The following is a 17,252-nucleotide window of genomic DNA, read 5'->3' on the forward strand; positions in this document are numbered from 1 at the left end:
GCCGGTCGTCCCTCTCCCCGATGCGTCCCGCGCCCCCCTCGTCTTGTCCGGCCGTTCCGCCGGTGTGTCGTCCAGTCATGCCACCAGCGTGCCGGGAGAGACGAGCATCACGCAGGTTGTTTTCCGCGCGGAGGTTTGATCCACAGCAACGTGACGTTATCCACAGCGAAATCCGCGATTCTGTGGACAACCGAGCCGACTCGGGGCTGGACCGGGTTCCCCTAGGGCCTCGTACTACTGGAGTCTGATGCCCGGAGGGCCAAGACGGCTCTGGAGTCTGACGATCCGCGTGGCGCGCGTCACTACTGTCATTGACGTGACTGTGATCGCGACCGAAAGCCTGAGCAAGCGGTTCCCCCGGGTGACCGCGCTTGACCGGCTCTCCGTGGACGTCGGGCCCGGTGTGACCGGACTCGTCGGCGCCAACGGAGCCGGCAAGTCCACACTGATCAAGATCCTGCTGGGTCTGTCCCCCGCCACCGAGGGCCGCGCCGAGGTGCTCGGCCTCGACGTCGCCACCGAGGGCGCCGCCATCCGCGAACGCGTCGGCTACATGCCCGAGCACGACTGCCTGCCGCCGGACGTCTCGGCCACCGAGTTCGTCGTCCACATGGCGCGCATGTCAGGGCTGCCGCCCACCGCCGCCCGCGAACGCACAGCGGACACCCTGCGCCACGTCGGCCTGTACGAGGAGCGCTACCGTCCCATCGGCGGCTACTCCACCGGCATGAAGCAGCGCGTGAAGCTCGCGCAGGCCCTGGTGCACGATCCGCGCCTCGTCTTCCTCGACGAGCCGACCAACGGCCTCGACCCGGTCGGCCGCGACGAGATGCTCGGCCTGATCCGGCGCATCCACACCGACTTCGGCATCTCGGTCCTGGTCACCTCCCATCTGCTGGGCGAACTGGAGCGCACCTGCGACCACGTCGTCGTCATCGACGGCGGCAAACTGTTGCGCTCCAGCTCCACCACCGACTTCACGCAGACCACGACGACCCTCGCCGTCGAGGTCACCGACACCGACGAGCACCCGGACGGCACCCGCGCGGTGCGCGACGCGCTCCACGCGCGCGGAGTGCGCACCGAGGACGGCAGCGGACTGCCGGGCGCCGGACACGTGCTGCTGCTCACCGCACAGGGCGAGGAGACGTACGACCTCGTGCGGGACGTGATCGCGGACCTCGGGCTCGGCCTGGTGCGCATGGAGCAGCGCCGGCACCACATCTCGGAGGTCTTCCGGGACCACGACGAACGAAGCGCCCCCCAGGACGCCCGGGACGGCCAGGACGCCCGGGACGGCCACGGCGGGCAGCGCGACGGAGAGCGGAAGGAGGCGGTCGGCCATGACGGTTGAGCGGCCCACCGGCACACCGGTGACCACGGCGGGCGACCAGACCCGCATCCACAACATCGGCTACCGCAGCTACGACGGCCCCCGGCTCGGCCGCGCCTACGCCCGCCGGTCGCTGTACTCGCAGTCCCTGCGCGGCGCCTTCGGCCTCGGCCGCTCGACCCGGTCCAAGGTGCTGCCGATGCTGTTGTTCGCGGTGATGTGCCTGGTCGCGGCCATCCTGGTCGCCGTCACGGTCACCACCAAGGCCAAGGACCTGCCCGTCGAGTACACGCGCTACGCGATCATCATGCAGGGCCTGATCAGCCTGTACGTCGCCTCGCAGGCGCCCCAGTCCGTCTCGCGCGACCTGCGCTTCAAGATGGTGCCCCTGTACTTCTCCCGGCCCATCGAGACCGCCGACTACGTCCGCGCCAAGTACGCGGCGCTGGCCTCCGCGCTGTTCATCCTGACCGCCGCGCCGCTGCTCGTGCTCTACGTCGGCGCGCTGCTGGCGAAGCTGGACTTCACCGACCAGACCAAGGGATTCGCCGAAGGACTCGTCTCCGTGGCCCTGCTCTCACTTCTGTTCGCCGGCATCGGCCTGGTCGTCGCCGCCGTCACCCCGCGCCGCGGCTTCGGCATCGCCGCCGTGATCGCCGTCCTGGTCATCACCTACGGCGCGGTCTCCACCCTGGAGGCCATCGCCGACGCCCAGAACAACACCGCGGCCATCCCGTGGATCGGCCTGTTCTCGCCGGTCACCCTCATCGACGGGGTGCAGACCGCCTTCCTCGGGGCCACCTCCTCGGCGCCCGGAGCCGTCGGCCCGGACACCGGGCAGGGCGTCGTCTACGTCCTCGTCGTCCTCGGCCTCATCGCCGCCGCCTACGGCCTGCTGCTACGCCGCTACAAGAAGGTGGGACTGTGACAACCCTGCACATCGACCACGTCTCCCGCTGGTTCGGCAACGTGGTCGCCGTCAACGACATCACCATGACGATCGGCCCCGGCGTAACCGGCCTGCTCGGCCCCAACGGCGCCGGCAAGTCCACGCTGATCAACATGATGGGCGGCTTCCTCGCCCCCTCCACCGGCTCCGTCACCCTCGACGGGCAGCCGGTGTGGCGCAACGAGCAGATCTACCGGCACATCGGCGTCGTCCCCGAGCGGGAGGCGATGTACGACTTCCTCACCGGCCGTGAGTTCGTCCTCGCCAACGCCGAACTGCACGGGCTGGGCGCCAAGGCCGCGCAGAAGGCGCTGGCCACGGTCGAGATGGAGTACGCGCAGGACCGCAAGGTCGCCACCTACTCCAAGGGCATGCGCCAGCGCGTGAAGATGGCCAGCGCCCTCGTGCACGACCCGTCGCTGCTCCTGCTGGACGAGCCGTTCAACGGCATGGACCCGCGCCAGCGCATGCAGCTGATGGACCTGCTGCGGCGCATGGGCGACGAGGGCCGCACGGTCCTGTTCTCCTCGCACATCCTGGAGGAGGTCGAGCAACTCGCCCGGCACATCGAGGTCGTCGTCGCCGGGCGGCACGCGGCCAGTGGCGACTTCCGCCGCATCCGCCGCCTGATGACCGACCGCCCGCACCGCTACCTGGTGCGCTCCAGCGACGACCGGGCGCTGGCCGCCGCGCTGATCGCGGACCCGTCGACGTCCGGCATCGAGGTGGACCTCGCCGAGGGCGCGCTGCGCATCCAGGCCGTCGACTTCGGCCGGTTCACGGTCCTGCTGCCGAGGGTGGCCCGGGACCACGGCATCCGGCTGCTCACGGTCTCGCCGTCCGACGAGTCCCTCGAGTCCGTCTTCTCGTACCTCGTCGCGGCGTAGGAGGCCCTGATGTACGACCCCACAGTCGCCCGGCTGACCTACCGGGCCCTGCTCGGCCGGCGCCGAGCCCTCATCCTCGGCGCGCTGCCGCTGCTGCTGATCGTGATCTCCGTGGTGGTGCGCGCGCTGACCGGTGCCGACGACCAGACGGCGTCGAACGTGCTCGGCGGGTTCGCGCTCGCCACGATGGTGCCGATCGTCGGCGTCATCGCCGGCACGGGGGCGATCGGCCCCGAGATCGACGACGGCTCGGTGGTGTACCTGCTGTCCAAGCCGCTGAAGCGGCCGACGATCATCCTCACGAAGCTGATCGTGGCGATCGCGGTGACCATGGTCTTCTCGGCGGTGCCGACCCTGGTCGCCGGACTGATCCTCAACGGCAACGGACAGCAGATCGCCGTGGCCTACACGGTGGCCGCGCTGGTCGCCTCCATCGCCTACTCCGCCCTGTTCCTGCTGCTGGGGACGGTCTCCCGGCACGCGGTGGTCTTCGGCCTCGTCTACGCGCTGGTCTGGGAGGCGCTGTTCGGCTCGCTGGTGCCGGGGGCGCGCACGCTCAGCATCCAGCAGTGGTCGCTGGCGGTGGCGCACCGGGTCGCCGAGGGGGACCTGGTGACCTCGGACGTCGGGCTGACGACGGCGACGGTGCTGCTGGCCGCGGTGACGGTGCTGGCCACCTGGTACGCCGGGCAGAAGCTGCGGTCGCTGACGCTCGCGGGCGAGGAGTGAGCGGGCGGGGCGGCCCCGGCGGGCCGTCCCGGCGGGTTCTTGACGGGGGCTTCACCCCACGGCCGCGCACACTGGACGGAACGGACGACGGGGACGACCGGCAGGACCGGGGAGGACGGGATGGCGGGCGCGACACCGGGGCGCGAGGAGCGCGACGAGAGCGCACCCGGGACGGACGGGACCTGCGCGGACGGGACCTGCGCGGACGGGACCTGCGCGGACGGGACCTGCGCGGACGGGACCGTGCCCGGGGCAGGAGCCGGAGACGGCTGGGACGACGTCGTCCTGGACGCCGACTTCATACGGGCCGCCGCGACCGCAGAGCCGTCCGCGCGGGCCCGGATGCTGGCCGCCCGCTGGCGCCGCGAGCAGCCCGAGCCGCAGCCGTGGCGTTCCGACGAGCCGCCCGCGGGATGGTTCTTCGGCAAGGCGCGCAGACGGCGGTGGCGACGCCGCTGAGCCGTGCCCGGCGGGGCGGAAATTCGGTGGCGCGGGCATCGGCGGCGCGGCACAGTGGTCGTGTCCCCAGCGCCGGATCGAGCCGGCGCCACGTTCTGGGAGAGGAGCGGGGCGATGTCGATGCACGGCAGTACGCCGCGCTCCCGGCAGGGCAGCCCGCGGCGGGCTCCGGAGTAGTTACCCGCTCCGTCGAGTCCGCTGCGCACGGGAGCTGCCCGGGGCGGCCGCTTCGAGCACGCGATCCGCTGTCGCGTGGGCCGCCCACCCGGAGGATTGGCCGAGTGGCAAGGCACCGGCTTGCTAAGCCGTGGTCGGGGGAGACCCCGCGCACGTTCGATCCGTGCATCCTCCGCAGAAGAAACTCCGGCCGAAGGTCGCGGGAACCTCCGGTCGAGCCCGGCCCTTACGGTGCCGTGACGGCGTACGGAACCGCGACGCGGGTCGGAAGGAGAACTCGACTCGCTTCGGACCCGGCGCGCACCGGTGACCTGGGCCGGGGAAGGGACTGCCGCCGGGGCCGAGACCGAGCGCCCGGCCGGGCTCGGAAGCAGAGCGGCGGAAACCATCGCCGACGCGAAGTACGCGGAGACCACCGCCGGAGGCCGCCGCGGTCCCCTCAGCCCAGCAGTCGCTCCAGCACCGCCGCGATCCCGTCGTCGTCGTTCGACGTCGTCACCTCGTCGGCGACCGCCTTCAGGGACTCGTGGGCGTTGGCCATGGCCACCCCGCGGGCGGACCAGGTGAACATCGGGATGTCGTTGGGCATGTCGCCGAAGGCGAGCGTGTCGGCCGCCCTGACCCCCAGCCGCCGGGCCGCGAGCGAGAGCCCCGTGGCCTTGGACAGGCCGAGGGGCAGCAGCTCCACGATGCCCTCGCCGGCCATGGTGACCGACACGAAGCCGCCCGCGGTGCGGTGGGCCACGTCGGCCAGCTCGTCGTCCGTCAGCGTCGGGTGCTGGATGTAGATCTTGTTGAGGGGCGCGCTCCACAGATCGGAGGCGTCCGTGAACGGGGTGGCCGGGAGCGACCCGGTGAGGGCGTACCCCGGGCCGACCACGACGTCGCCGTCGAGGCCGTCCCGGCTCGCCGCCAGGTACAGCGGCCCGGTCTCCGCCTCGATCTTGGCCAGGGCCACCCCGGCCAGCCGCCGGTCCAGGGTCACCGAGGTCAGCAGCCGGTGCGCGCCGGCGTCGTACACCTGGGCGCCCTGGCCGCAGACCGCGAGACCCCGGTAGCCGAGGTCGTCGAGTATGTGCCGGGTCCACGGCACCGCGCGGCCGGTCACCACGAGGTGGGCGGCGCCCGCCTCGGTCGCTGCGGCGAGCGCGTCCCGCGTGCGCGGCGAGACCGATCCGTCGGAGCGCAGCAGCGTCCCGTCGAGGTCGGTCGCGATCAGCCGGTACGGCAGGCCGCCGGACGTCTCGTCGCCGGCGGCCGTGGGAGCGGCGGCGGTCACTTGGCCTGCGGCTCCAGGACCTCCCGGCCGCCGAGGTAGGGACGCAGCACCTCGGGCACCCGCACCGAGCCGTCGGCCTGCTGGTGGTTCTCCAGGATCGCGACGATCGTGCGCGGTACGGCGCACAGCGTGCCGTTCAACGTGGCCAGCGGCCGCACCTGCTTGCCGTCACGCATCCGGATCGACAGCCGCCGGGACTGGAACTCGGCGCAGTCCGAGGTGGAGGTCAGCTCGCGGTACTTGCCCTGCGTCGGGATCCACGCCTCGCAGTCGAACTTGCGCGCGGCCGAGGACCCGAGGTCGCCCGAGGCGACGTCGATGACGCGGAACGGCAGCTCCAGCGAGGTCAGCCACTGCTTCTCCCACTCCAGCAGCCGGCGGTGCTCCTCCTGCGACTCCTCGGGAGCGACGTAGGAGAACATCTCGACCTTGTCGAACTGGTGCACGCGGAAGATGCCGCGGGTGTCCTTGCCGTGCGAGCCGGCCTCGCGGCGGAAGCACGGCGAGAAGCCGGCGTAGCGCAGCGGCAGCCGCTCCGCGTCGATGATCTCGTCCATGTGGTAGGCCGCCAGCGCCACCTCGGAGGTGCCGACCAGGTACAGGTCGTCCTTGTCGAGGTGGTAGACGTCCTGGGCGGCCTGGCCGAGGAAGCCGGTGCCCGCCATCGACTGGGGGCGCACCAGGGCGGGGGTCAGCATCGGCGTGAAGCCGGCCGCGGTGGCCTGTGCCATCGCCGCGTTCACCAGCGCCAGTTCCAGCAGGGCGCCGACGCCGGTGAGGAAGTAGAAGCGCGAGCCGGAGACCTTCGCGCCGCGTTCCACGTCGATCGCGCCGAGGAGCTGGCCCAGCTCCAGGTGGTCCTTGGGCGCGAAGCCCTCGGCGTCGAAGTCGCGGATCGTGCCGTGCGTCTCCAGGGTGACGAAGTCCTCCTCGCCGCCGACGGGCACGTCGGGGTGGACGAGGTTGCCGAGCTGGAGCAGCAGCTCCTGGGTCTCGGCGTCGGCCGCGTCGCGCTCGGCGTCGGCGGCCTTGACGTCGGCGGCCAGCTGGCTCGCCTTCTTCAGCAGCTCGGCCTTCTCGTCGCCGGCGGCCTTGGGGATGAGCTTGCCCAGCGCCTTCTGCTCGGCGCGCAGCTCGTCGAAGCGGACGCCGGACGACCTGCGCCGCTCGTCGGCAGACAGGAGGGAGTCGACGAGCGCGACGTCCTCTCCACGGGCACGCTGGGAGGCGCGCGCACGGTCGGGGTCCTCACGGAGCAGGCGAAGGTCAATCACGCGGTCAAGGCTACCCGTGTGCCGTCGCCGCCCACGACCCAGTATTCCGAACCGCGCCCGGCGTGCCGCCGGACACGGATGGTGGCGAATTGCGGCGGAGTGTCAATAACGCGGCGTGTGCTCCCTGGAGGGAGGCAGGCCGGGATCGTTCGGTTGACCGAATTTCCTTGTGGGGCAGGGGACTTGGCGGCCTTCTTGTCCACAGGGATCCACCTCGGCCGAAGAGTTGTCCACAGGCTGTGTGGAAGATCTGTGGACTTCGGAATTGATCATCCGTGAAGCGTGGCAAGAAGGAAGAATTCCTGCCCCGAACCGGTCCGACGACCACGTTCGGGTGGAAAAAGGTCGCCCCAAAAGATGAACTACAGGAAACGGGTGGACGAAGGGTGACCTGTGGGACGGTGGCCCGACTGGGGAGCCATAGGCCGATTTGTCGACTGAGTCCCGGGTCCGTATCGACTTGTCCCCAGGTCGATCGGCCAGCCTGTGGATAACTCCTGTGGATAACAGCGCCGCGCCCGCGACCCCTGTGAAGGGACCAGTACTGGCTAGAAACGGCCGTCCTGGCAGCGGGCCACCCAGTCCGCGGCGGCCACGAACTCCTCGTCCGAGGTCCCGGTGAACGGCGGCCGCACATCCGCGACCCCGATGTCCGCCCGCGGGTACGAGCCGAGGAAGCGCACCTGGAGACACAGCCGCTTCAGGCCCGTCAGCGCCTCCGCCATCCGGCGGTCGGCGATGTGCCCCTCGGCGTCGACGCAGAAGCAGTAGTTGCCGATGCCCGCGCCGGTCGGACGGGACTGGAGCAGCATGAGGTTGATCCCGCGGGTGGCGAACTCGCCGAGCAGATCGCGCAGCCCGCCGGGATGGTCGGCACGCTGCCACAGGACCACCGACGTTTTGTCCGCACCGCTGGGGGCCGCGGGCCGGGCGGGCCGGCCGACCAGGACGAACCGGGTCTGCGCGTTCTCCGCGTCGTGGATCTCCGTCTCCAGGGCCTCCAGGCCGTACCGGGCGGCGGCGAACTCGCCCGCGAAGGCGGCGTCGTAGCGGCCCTCCTGGACCAGCCGGGCGCCGTCGGCGTTGGAGGCGGCCGACTCCCAGACGGCGTCCGGCAGGTTCGCCTTCAGCCAGTTGCGCACCTGCGGCTGGGCCGCCGGGTGGGCGGTGACCGTCTTGATGTCGGACAGCTTCGTACCCGGCCTGACCAGCAGCGCGAAGGTGATCGACAGCAGCACCTCGCGGTAGATCATCAGGGGCTGACCCGCGACGAGCTCGTCGAGCGTCGTGGTGATGCCGCCCTCGACGGAGTTCTCGATCGGCACGAACGCGGCCTCGGCCTCCCCGGTGCGGACCGCGTCCAGCGCGGACTGCACGGAGACGTACGGGATCAGCTCCCGCGTGGCCGCTTCGGGAAGCGTGCGAAGGGCGACTTCGGTGAAGGTGCCCTCGGGACCGAGATACGCGTAGCTCGCTGGCATGACCTCACCCTAATGGCCCCGCACCGGCTCGGCCCGCGTGTCTCACGCCCGCCCCTCCGGCGGGTGAACCCGCCCGCCCGGGCGGCCGAGCCGGTCGCCCTCCGTCGCCCGCGGTACGGCTCACCTCTGCTGCGGCGCCCGCCTCATCTCTGCGCCACCCCCAGCGGGCGCCCGCCTCACCCCTCCAGCAGCCGCTGCCCCACGTACTCGCCCTTCGCCGCACCGCCCGGCACGGCGAACAGCCCGCTGGCCTCGTGCCGGATGTACGGGGACAGCGCGTCGCCGCGGTCCAGCTTGCGCTGCACCGGCACGAAGCCGCGCAGCGGGTCCGCCTGCCAGCAGATGAACAGCAGGCCCGCGTCCGGGACTCCGCGGTCGTCGAAGCCGTCGTGGTAGGAGAAGGGCCGCCGCAGCATCGCCGCGCCGCCGTTCCGGTCGGGCCGGGTGATCCGCGCGTGGGCGTTGACCGGGACGACGTAGGAGCCGTCCGGGCCCGTCTTCTCCAGGTCCATCTCGGTGGTCTCGTCGCCCCCGCTGAGCGGCGCGCCGTCGGCCTTGCGTCGCCCGATGACGTTCTCCTGGCTGCTGGGCGACAGCTTCTCCCAGTCGTCCAGGAGCATCCGGATACGGCGGACGACGGCGTAGGAGCCGTTCGCCATCCAGGCCGGGTCGCCGTCGGCGGGGACGAAGACGCGCCGGTCGAAGTCGGAGTCGGACGGCTTGGGATTGCGGGTGCCGTCGATCTGGCCCATCAGGTTGCGGGCCGTCATGGGGTGCGCGGTGGCCCCCGGCGAGCGGTTGAAGCCGTTCATCTGCCAGCGGATCCGGGCGGCGCTGCCCGTGTCCTTCTGGATCGCGCGCAGCGCGTGGAAGGCGACCAGCGCGTCGTCGGCGCCGATCTGCACCCACAGGTCGCCGTCGCTGCGCGCCTTGTCGAGCTGGTCGGAGGAGAAGTCCGGCAGCGGGGCCAGGGCGGCCGGACGCTGCTTCTGGAGGCCGGTGCGGTCGAAGAAGGTGCGTCCGAAGCCGAAGGTGAGCGTCAGCGACGACGGTCCCGCGTCCCGGGCGACGTCCGTGTCGCCGTGCGCTGCGGGCTCGCCCGCCATCAGCCGCTCGGCCGTCGTCGACCAGCGGCGCAGCAGCGCGGCGGCCTCCCGGCGGCCCGCTCCGGCCGCCAGGTCGAAGGCGACGAGATGGCCGCGCGCCTGGAGGCCCTCGGTGATGCCGGGCTGATGTTTCCCGTGAAACATCGCCCGTCCGGCGCCCAGCGAGGTGAGCGGGGCGGCCCCGGCGGGCGCCGCCGCGTACCCGGCGGCGGCGCCCGCGGCGCCCAGGACGAGACCGGTGGCACCGGCCGTGCCGAGCAGCCGCCGGCGCGACACACCCGCAGCGGCGGGGGTGTCGGCCTGCCGTGGTGCGGGCAGCGCGGACGGGTCCTGGATGGTCCGGTCGGTCATGGTGGTTCAGCCGATCTGCGCGTTCTTGGTGACGGTCATCTGGTCGATGTCGGAGGTCCGCACGGTCACGGCGACCTGCCAGTCGCCCGCCATCGGGATCTCCACCCCGCTCGCCGCCCAGTGTCCGGTGGTGATGTGGTCGGGGGCCACCGGCAGCGGCCCGATGCTCTTCGCGGTCAGGGTGAGGGCGACCTTGACCTCGGGGACGTCGAAGGCCTTGCCGTCCGGCCGCTGCACATAGAGGTGCATCTCGTTGCCTCCCACGCGCGCGGGGTCGATGTCGAGCCGTACGACGCCCTTGCCGTTCCGGCCGCCCGTGTCGAAGGGCATGTCGAGGGTGACGGTCCCGCCCGAGGACGACGAGGACGAGGAGGACGACGAAGAGGCGGCCGCCGCGGCCTCCTCCACGGTGCGCCCGGGCTCGGTCTGCGTCAGCACGGTCGTGACGACGAGGAGGACCACGGCGACGCCCGTCTCGGCCAGTACCGAGCGGCGCAGCCCGGAGCGGTTCGGGTCGGCGTCGCGCTGCCGCTTGAGCCGGGCCGCGTCCATGGCGGCCCGCTGCCGGGCGAGCTGGGCGGACCGCCGCGCATCGCCGCCGGCCGCGGCCTCCGTGGACTGCTCGCCCTTCGTGGCGGCCTCGGCAGGCGGCTTCGCCGATGCCTTCGCCGGCCCCTCGGCGGAAGCCGTCGCGGAAGCCGCCGAGGACTCCGTCACCGTCTCCTTCGTACGGCTCTCGCCGCCCGCCTTTCCGGAACCGGCGCCGGCCTTTCCGGCGCCCGCGCCCGCCTTTCCGGCGCCCGCACCGGAGGTCACCGCGGCCTTGTCCCCCGTCGCCCCGGCCAGCCGGGCGGTCCAGCGCCGGGAGAACGACGCGATGGCGACGAGCACCAGCACCAGGGCGACCTTGACCAGCAGCAGCTGTCCGTAGCGCGTCCCGGTCAGCGCGGACCAGGAGCCGAGCTGGCGCCAGGACTGGTAGACGCCGGTGGCGATCAGCGCGACGACCGAGCCGAAGGCCAGGCGGGAGAAGCGGCGTACGGCGGCGGGCTCGACCGGCCGGTCCGCGGGCGCCCGGTACAGCGCGACCAGCAACGCGGCGAGCCCGCCGAGCCAGGCGGCCACGGCCAGCAGATGGACGACGTCCACGGGCATCGCGATGCCCGGCTGGAGGCCGACCGAGGCGTGCTCGGCCAACGCCCAGCTGGCCGCGAGCCCGGCGGCGACCACGGTCCCGCCGATCGCGAGCCCGAAGGTCAGGTCCCGCTTCTCCTCGTCCTCGCGCTTCTCGTACACCCCGAAGAGCACGGCCACGAACAGCGCCGCGGCGGCGAGCAGCAGCAGCCGGGAGACCAGGGCGGCGCCCGTCTTGGTCTGGAGCACCTGCCCGAGCAGGTCCAGGTCGACGATGTCCCCGGCCTTGCCGGAGGTGGTGTAGGAGCCGCGCAGGAGCAGCAGGGCGAGGGTGGCCGTGGTGAGCGTGAGCCAGCCGGAGACCACGAGCCGCTGCACGGCCCGTACCCCGGCCCCGCGCTGCCAGCAGGCCAGCACGAAGGCGGCGCCGCCGGCCAGCACGATGAAACCGGCGTACGAGGCGTAGCGGCCCACGCCGTACAGCAGGCCGACGAGCCCGCCGCCCACCTCCTGGCCGCCGGTGACGACCGACGTCCTGGAGGGCGCGCCGATGGAGAAGGTGTAGGCGCCGCCGACGGGATGGCTGTCGGCGGAGATCACCTGGTAGGTGACGGTGTAGGTGCCCTTGGCCAGGCCGCCGCGCAGCCGCACGGCGTACGTGGTCCCGCTGATGTCGGCCGGCTTGCCGGTGTCGACCCGCTTGCCCGCGGGGTCGAGCACGCGCAGCGAGTCGTCGCCCAGGGCGACCTGCTCGGAGAAGGTCAGCGACACCTGGGCGGGCGCCTGCGGGACCACCACCCCCTGCTGGGGGTCGCTGCCGGTCAGCGCGGCGTGCGCGGCGGCGGGCCCCGCACCGGCCAGCAGCAGGCCCGCGACGGCCAGGAGAAGCAGCACCAGGGGCCGGGCGGCCCGGGGGGTGATGGTCCGTGTCAAGGTGGTCCCTCCCTCAGTGGCCGGTCGACGGGTTGAACGTGGCCGGCTTGACCGGCAGCTCAACCCGCAGTTCGCCGGACTTGGCGAAGTGCAGGACGACGGAGACCGTCTGGCCCTGCTCGGGCCTGCGCTTGAGGCCGTCGAACATCAGGTGGTCGCCGCCGCTCCTGAACTCCAGCCGGCCGTGCGCGGGCACGGTGAGCCGGTCGGCCTCACGCATCGTCCCGCCGACGGTCTCGTGCGCGGTGACGGAGCCGGCCGCGTCGCTGGTGACCGAGGTCAGCTCGTCCGCGGCGCCGCCCTTGTTGACGATGGTCAGGAACCCGGCCGCCATGGAGTCCGACACCGGCTGGGGCATGTAGGCGGAGCCGACGGACAGGTCGGGCCGGGCCCCGGAACCGTCGGCGGAGGCGGAGGCCGAGCCGCCGCACCCGGTCAGCAGGACCGTGCCGGCCAGCGCGCCGGCCGTGAGGAGAGCCGTCGCCGCGCGCCTCACGGGTTCTGTCCCTTGACGATCTTGGGCAGGTCCCTGGTGAAGTCCTCGACGGTGGTGCTCTCGCCGTAGACCACGTAGCCGGCGTCCGTCTTCGGGGAGAAGGCGATCACCTGGGTGCCGTGCACGGAGACGAGCTTGCCGTTCTTGTCCTTCCTCGTCGGCTCGATGGCGATGCCGACGCTGCGCGCCGCGGCCTGGATGGTGGCGAAGTCGCCGGTCAGCCCGACGAACTGGGGGTCCATCATGCCGAGCCACTTGCGGAGTTCGGCAGGGGTGTCACGGGCCGGGTCGGTGGTCACGAACACCACCCGAAGCTTGTCCCGGTCCGCCTTGGGCAGCGACTTCTTGGCGACGGCGATGTTGCTCATCGTCAGCGGGCAGATGTCGGGGCAGTGCGTGTAGCCGAAGTAGATCAGCGTGGGCCGGCCCGCGGTCTCCTTGCGGAGGTCGTACTTCTCGCCGTGGGTGTCGGTGAGCACCAGATCCGGCTTCTCGAACGGCTGGTCGAGGACCGTGGCGGCCTGCTGCGAGGACTGCTCGGCGACGACCGTGGCGGGCTTGTCGCCGCCGCCGTCGCTGTCGCAGGCGGACAGGGCCATCAGGGCGGCGGCGAGCAGCGCCGTCGCGGCGTACGTCTTCTTGCGCATAGAGAAATGTCCCAGAAGTGAGGAATCCGGCGCGCACCGGGGTCGTGCAACGGAGTCGCACGACCCCGGTGCGCGCTGCGGACGGAGGATCAGGCGGCCGTGGTCCGCCGGCGCCCGGCGAACACGCCGTACGCCACGCCCGCGGCGCCGACCACGATGCCCACGATGCCGAGGACGCGGGCCGTGGTGTCGGTGCCGTTCTCGGCGGTGGCGGTGCTCTGGGCCGCGGGCTTGGCGTCGGCGCTGGCGGCGGCGTCCGGGGCCGCCGCGTCATGGCCGTCGGCCGCGGCGGTCAGCTGGAGCGTGGGCGCCGGGTTGTCGGGCTCCTCCTGGCCCTTCTGCTGCACCTCGATCCAGCGGACGACCTCCTTGTCGGAGTACGTCTGCAGCGCCTTGAAGACGAGCTGGTCGGTGTCCTCGGGCAGCGCGCCGAGGGAGAGCGGGAACTTCTGGAAGTAGCCCGGCTCGATGCCGTCGCCGGCGGCGGTCCAGGTGACCTTGGTGACCGCCTCGGTGATCTTCTTGCCGTGCATCTCCAGCGGCTTGGCCAGCGCGGACTTGGTGACCTCGATCTTCCAGCCGTCGATGGGCTGCGGCATCACCGAGGCCAGCGGGTGGTCGGCGGGGAAGTTGACCTCGAGCTTGGTCGTGGAGGCGTTGTCGCGCTCGTTGGGGACCTTGAAGTCGACGACCGCGTAACCGCCCTTGGCGGCGGCGCCCTCCGGCTGCACGGTGACGTGCGCGAACGCGGGGACGGACACGGCGAGGACGGCGGTGCCGGCGAGGGCGCCGACGGTGACGAGACGGGAGGTCCTGCGGCTGATGGCCTTCATGACGAAGTGCGCTCCGATGCGAGTGGGTGTTCCGGTGATCGGGGGAAGGCGCGTGCGTGAGGCGGTCGGCCGTTCGGCCTTCCGGGCCCGGGCACGCGCGCGTGCCGCGCGACGGTGGCCCGCTCCCCCGGCCGGGCCCGCTCGGCGGGCTCGCTGGACTCGATGGGGTGCTGGTCGCGTCGCGTCAGGCGGCGAGGGCGAGAGCGGCGGCCGGCGGGCCGCGGCGGATCACCGTGTGCAGGAGTGCGGTGGTGGGGGGTGTGAGCGGGGTGGAGTCGGCGGTGCGCGCGAAGCGCGGGCCCGTCCCGGGCGCTGCGGGCAGACCGGCGCACAGGGCGCACACCAGCGCGAGCGCCCCGCGCAGCGACCGCACGAGCGCGCCCTCGGCGACCCCGTGCGCCGACAGTTCGATCAGCCGTAGCAGGGCGAGGTCGCCGCGCCGCAGCAGCCAGCCCGCGGCGAGCGCGGCCAGCACGTGGCCGAGCAGCATGGGCAGGGACGGCAGCAGCGAGGCCGCCGCACCACCCGTGGTCGGGGCGTCCGCCGGGTGCTGCGCGGCGGACGGGGCCGGACCGGAGTAGAGGTGCGCGTCGACCAGGATGCGGTAGGCCCGGGCGGGGCTGATCGCCGCGCCGGTGCCGCCGCAGACGTAGTGCGCGGCCCGCTCCACGAGCGTGGCGTCGGACAGCGCGTGCGCGTGGTTCATGGCCGCCATGGGCCCGGACGAGCCCAGGCCCGCCATCGAGCCGGACGCCGTACCGGGCATCCCGGCCATGCCGTGCTGTCCCAGCCCGAACAGCGTGTGCAGCAGGGTCTGGCCGAGTGCGAGCAGCGCCGCGATCCCCGGCAGCGACCGCGCGCGGCCGGCGAGCGGCGCCACCAGGACGAGCGAGCCGAGGAACCCCACGACGAGCGTCCACAGCGGAACCGTGGCGCAGGAGGCCAGCGTGTGCCCGGCCGCGGCCAGCACGACGCAGACCGCGGCGAACACCGCGGCCCGCAGCAGGCGCAGATCGCGTCCGGCGGTGGCCGTGCGCGCGTGGGGGGCTGTCATGGCGGCCCCATCATCCCACCGACCCCGCCCGTGCCGTACGCCAGGTCCGTGAAATGAGGTACGTACCCCTGGGTCCCCTTTTCGTCCGGGGGCCGTCCGCTTTTCGTCCGGGGGCCATCGGGCATACACCGGTTCCGTTTCCCCCACATCCGCCGATCGGGCGGCCGGGTGCGAACGCTGTGCTTACGTTCGAGTGCACCGGGCAATACGTAACGGTATGTCGAGCCGCGGCCGGGAGGCTGGAGAGCATGAGCATCTGGTGGTCACTCCATCTGCGGCGTGACGCTGCGAGTGTGCCGCTGGCCAGGCGGCTCCTGCTGGGCGCCATGGAGACCGCGGGCGTCGACCCCGACATCTCCTTCGACCTGTCCGTCGCCCTGAGCGAGGCGTGCGCGAACGCCGTCGAGCACGGCGGGGACGACGACCGCTCCGAGGCGTACCGCGTCACCGCCTATCTCGACGGGGAGAAGTGCCGGATCGAGGTGGCCGACGCGGGGCCCGGTTTCCCGTCCGGCGTGCGCCGCGCCCCGGCCCGCACCGCGCACACCGAGGCGGAGCACGGCCGCGGTCTGTGCCTCATCCAGGAACTCGCCGACCACGTCCACTTCGCCAACCGGCCGGGCCGGGGCGGTGCGGTGGTGAGTTTCGACAAGATCCTCAAGTGGCGTGAGGGCGCTCCGCTGATGGCGGTGTAGGCGCCGCCGGCCCCGGTGCCCCCGCTCAGCTTCCGTCCAGCACCTTCGCCAGCGCGTCCAGCGCCTCCGGGTACAGCCGTTCCCTCGGGGTGCCGTAGCCGACGATCAAGCCCTGGGGGCGGCTCTCGTCCGGGCTGTGCCAGTGGGCGGTGAGGCCGCCGAGGGCCAGGCCCTCCGCCTCGGCGCGGGCGAGGACCGCGGCCTCGTCGGGGACGTCGACCAGGGCGTGCAGCCCGGCGGCGATCCCGCGCACCCGGCGGGAGCCGAGCCGGTCCAGCAGCTGGTCGCGGCGCCGCCGGTAGCGCAGCCGGCACGCGCGCACGTGCCGGTCGTAGGCGTGGCCGTCGATCAGCTCGGCGAGCGCCAGCTGGCCGATGGACTCGGTGTGGTGGTCGCTGTGCAGCTTGGCGTCGGCCACCGCGTCCACCAGGTGCGGCGGCAAGACCATCCAGCCCAGCCGCAGCGCCGGACCGAGCGTCTTGGACGCGGTGCCGAGGTAGGCGACGTGACCCGGCGCCATGCCCTGGAGAGCGCCCACGGGCTGGCGGTCGTAGCGGAACTCGCCGTCGTAGTCGTCCTCGACGATCAGGGCTCCACGCGCGCGTGCCCAGTCGGTGAGCGCCCGCCGCCGCTCGGGGTGCAGGGTGACCCCGGTCGGGTACTGGTGGGCGGGTGTGACGACCACGGCCCTCTCGTCGCCGAGATCCCGCACCCGTACTCCGCGCGCGTCCACGGGCACCGGCACCACGGTGCCGCCGCCGCGCCGCACCACCTCGCGGTGGAACGGCAGTCCGGGGTCCTCCATGGCGACGGCGCCGCCCTCCAGTACGCGTGTCAGCAGCGCCAGTCCCTGCACATACCCGGAGGTGATCACGATGCGCTCCGGCGGAGCGATCACCCCGCGCGCCCGCCCGAGATAGCCCGACAGCGCGGTGCGCAGCTCGATCCGGCCGCGTGGATCGCCGTAGTCGTACGCCAGCGAGGGCGCCGTGGCGATGGCGCGGCGCAGTGCCCGCAGCCAGGCCGCGGCCGGGAACGCGCCAACGTCCGGGCTGCCCGGCCGCAGGTCGAAGCGGGGCGCACGCGCGCGTGCCGTCGCGTCCGGCTCCTCGGCGGGTACGGCGGGCAGCGCGGCGACCCGGGTCCCCGAGCCCTGCCGGGCGGTCAGGTACCCCTCGGCGACCAGCTGGTCGTAGGCGGCCTTCGCGGTGCCCCGCGAGATGCCGAGTTCGCCGGCCAGCCGCCGGGTCGCCGGCAGCCGGGCGCCCGGCGTCAGCCGCCCGTCGCGCACCGCGTCCCGGATGGCCTTCTCCAGGCCCGCCCGGCGGCCCGCCGCCGCGTCCGGTTCCAGATGCAGGTCCACCCCGACACCGGACCAGAAGTCGTGCACGTCCACGAGACCCCTCCCCCTGGGCACGTGAACGGCCGGACACCG

At 72.8% G+C, this 17,252-nt stretch carries 16 protein-coding genes and 1 tRNA gene; 7 read left to right on the top strand and 10 right to left on the bottom strand.

From position 1 onward, the window contains the following. Positions 1-247: 247 nt before the first annotated feature. The 6 genes from AB0N63_RS04045 (at position 248) to AB0N63_RS04070 (ending at position 4,709) form a co-directional block, all read left to right on the top strand. Complete coding sequence (locus AB0N63_RS04045; RefSeq protein ID WP_365523708.1) at positions 248-1,354, top strand: ABC transporter ATP-binding protein; 1,107 nt, start codon at positions 248-250, stop codon at positions 1,352-1,354. After that, positions 1,344-2,261 carry an ABC transporter permease gene (locus AB0N63_RS04050; RefSeq protein WP_365523711.1) on the top strand — a complete coding sequence of 306 codons (918 nt, stop codon included), beginning with the start codon at positions 1,344-1,346 and terminating at the stop codon, positions 2,259-2,261. The genes AB0N63_RS04045 and AB0N63_RS04050 overlap by 11 nt, the downstream gene beginning before the upstream one ends. After that, a complete protein-coding gene (locus tag AB0N63_RS04055; protein ID WP_365523713.1) occupies positions 2,258-3,169 on the top strand; it encodes an ABC transporter ATP-binding protein in 912 nt (303 codons plus the stop codon). Before AB0N63_RS04050 ends, AB0N63_RS04055 begins: the two co-directional genes overlap by 4 nt. Before the next feature lie 9 nt (positions 3,170-3,178). Next, the gene (locus AB0N63_RS04060; protein ID WP_365523716.1) at positions 3,179-3,898 is read left to right on the top strand and encodes an ABC transporter permease; all 720 of its coding nucleotides are present in this window, start codon (positions 3,179-3,181) and stop codon (positions 3,896-3,898) included. 243 nt (positions 3,899-4,141) lie between these two features. Beyond that, positions 4,142-4,357 (top strand): hypothetical protein, encoded by a 216-nt coding sequence (locus tag AB0N63_RS04065; RefSeq protein ID WP_365523833.1) that lies wholly within the window; start codon positions 4,142-4,144, stop codon positions 4,355-4,357. Between the two features lie 267 nt (positions 4,358-4,624). After that, positions 4,625-4,709 (top strand) — tRNA-Ser (locus AB0N63_RS04070). 264 nt (positions 4,710-4,973) lie between these two features. On the opposite strand, the gene AB0N63_RS04075 is transcribed toward AB0N63_RS04070, so the two are convergent. The 9 genes from AB0N63_RS04075 to AB0N63_RS04115 all read right to left on the bottom strand — a co-directional run bounded on the left by AB0N63_RS04075 (position 4,974) and on the right by AB0N63_RS04115 (position 15,122). Beyond that, entirely contained in the window at positions 4,974-5,813 is an 840-nt protein-coding gene (locus AB0N63_RS04075; protein WP_365523718.1) for an HAD family hydrolase, read from the bottom strand. Next, on the bottom strand, positions 5,810-7,087 hold the full coding sequence (serS, locus tag AB0N63_RS04080) for a serine--tRNA ligase (protein WP_365523720.1): 1,278 nt from the start codon (positions 7,085-7,087) through the stop codon (positions 5,810-5,812). The genes AB0N63_RS04075 and serS overlap by 4 nt, the downstream gene beginning before the upstream one ends. A gap of 548 nt (positions 7,088-7,635) precedes the next feature. Further along, positions 7,636-8,568 carry a prephenate dehydratase gene (gene pheA / locus AB0N63_RS04085; RefSeq protein WP_365523722.1) on the bottom strand — a complete coding sequence of 311 codons (933 nt, stop codon included), beginning with the start codon at positions 8,566-8,568 and terminating at the stop codon, positions 7,636-7,638. Positions 8,569-8,744: 176 nt separating this feature from the next. Further along, the gene (gene efeB, locus AB0N63_RS04090; protein ID WP_365523724.1) at positions 8,745-10,025 is read right to left on the bottom strand and encodes an iron uptake transporter deferrochelatase/peroxidase subunit; all 1,281 of its coding nucleotides are present in this window, start codon (positions 10,023-10,025) and stop codon (positions 8,745-8,747) included. A gap of 6 nt (positions 10,026-10,031) precedes the next feature. Continuing rightward, positions 10,032-12,092 (bottom strand): copper resistance protein CopC, encoded by a 2,061-nt coding sequence (locus AB0N63_RS04095; RefSeq protein ID WP_365523726.1) that lies wholly within the window; start codon positions 12,090-12,092, stop codon positions 10,032-10,034. 13 nt (positions 12,093-12,105) lie between these two features. Then, positions 12,106-12,588: a copper chaperone PCu(A)C gene (locus AB0N63_RS04100; protein ID WP_365523729.1), complete on the bottom strand. Its 483-nt coding sequence runs from the start codon at positions 12,586-12,588 to the stop codon at positions 12,106-12,108. Further along, complete coding sequence (locus AB0N63_RS04105) at positions 12,585-13,235, bottom strand: SCO family protein (protein WP_365523732.1); 651 nt, start codon at positions 13,233-13,235, stop codon at positions 12,585-12,587. Before AB0N63_RS04105 ends, AB0N63_RS04100 begins: the two co-directional genes overlap by 4 nt. Before the next feature lie 89 nt (positions 13,236-13,324). After that, positions 13,325-14,068, bottom strand: coding sequence for a YcnI family protein (locus tag AB0N63_RS04110; RefSeq protein ID WP_365523735.1), 744 nt, complete (start codon positions 14,066-14,068; stop codon positions 13,325-13,327). A gap of 184 nt (positions 14,069-14,252) precedes the next feature. Continuing rightward, the gene (locus AB0N63_RS04115) at positions 14,253-15,122 is read right to left on the bottom strand and encodes a hypothetical protein (protein ID WP_365523737.1); all 870 of its coding nucleotides are present in this window, start codon (positions 15,120-15,122) and stop codon (positions 14,253-14,255) included. Positions 15,123-15,370: 248 nt separating this feature from the next. Here AB0N63_RS04115 and AB0N63_RS04120 point away from each other — a divergent pair, with 248 nt between their 5' ends. After that, entirely contained in the window at positions 15,371-15,817 is a 447-nt protein-coding gene (locus AB0N63_RS04120; RefSeq protein ID WP_365523738.1) for an ATP-binding protein, read from the top strand. A gap of 25 nt (positions 15,818-15,842) precedes the next feature. Here the strand turns inward: AB0N63_RS04120 and AB0N63_RS04125 are convergent, their stop codons facing one another. Next, positions 15,843-17,207, bottom strand: a complete 1,365-nt coding sequence (locus AB0N63_RS04125) for a PLP-dependent aminotransferase family protein (RefSeq protein WP_365523834.1) — start codon at positions 17,205-17,207, stop codon at positions 15,843-15,845. Positions 17,208-17,252 lie beyond the last annotated feature (45 nt).

Origin of the sequence: Streptomyces sp. NPDC093260 (genome assembly GCF_040683715.1) — a bacterium.
GTDB classification, from domain to species: Bacteria; Actinomycetota; Actinomycetes; order Streptomycetales; family Streptomycetaceae; genus Streptomyces; species Streptomyces sennicomposti.

Bases quoted from the DNA above. Each gene is read 5' to 3' on its own strand.
- AB0N63_RS04045 (WP_365523708.1), top strand. From the start codon at position 248: ATGCCCGGAGGGCCAAGACGGCTCTGGAGTCTGACGATCCGCGTGGCG.
- AB0N63_RS04050 (WP_365523711.1), top strand. From the start codon at position 1,344: ATGACGGTTGAGCGGCCCACCGGCACACCGGTGACCACGGCGGGCGAC.
- AB0N63_RS04060 (WP_365523716.1), top strand. From the start codon at position 3,179: ATGTACGACCCCACAGTCGCCCGGCTGACCTACCGGGCCCTGCTCGGC.
- pheA (WP_365523722.1), bottom strand. From the start codon at position 8,568: ATGCCAGCGAGCTACGCGTATCTCGGTCCCGAGGGCACCTTCACCGAA.
- efeB (WP_365523724.1), bottom strand. From the start codon at position 10,025: ATGACCGACCGGACCATCCAGGACCCGTCCGCGCTGCCCGCACCACGG.
- AB0N63_RS04105 (WP_365523732.1), bottom strand. From the start codon at position 13,235: ATGCGCAAGAAGACGTACGCCGCGACGGCGCTGCTCGCCGCCGCCCTG.
- AB0N63_RS04110 (WP_365523735.1), bottom strand. From the start codon at position 14,068: ATGAAGGCCATCAGCCGCAGGACCTCCCGTCTCGTCACCGTCGGCGCC.
- AB0N63_RS04115 (WP_365523737.1), bottom strand. From the start codon at position 15,122: ATGACAGCCCCCCACGCGCGCACGGCCACCGCCGGACGCGATCTGCGC.
- AB0N63_RS04120 (WP_365523738.1), top strand. From the start codon at position 15,371: ATGAGCATCTGGTGGTCACTCCATCTGCGGCGTGACGCTGCGAGTGTG.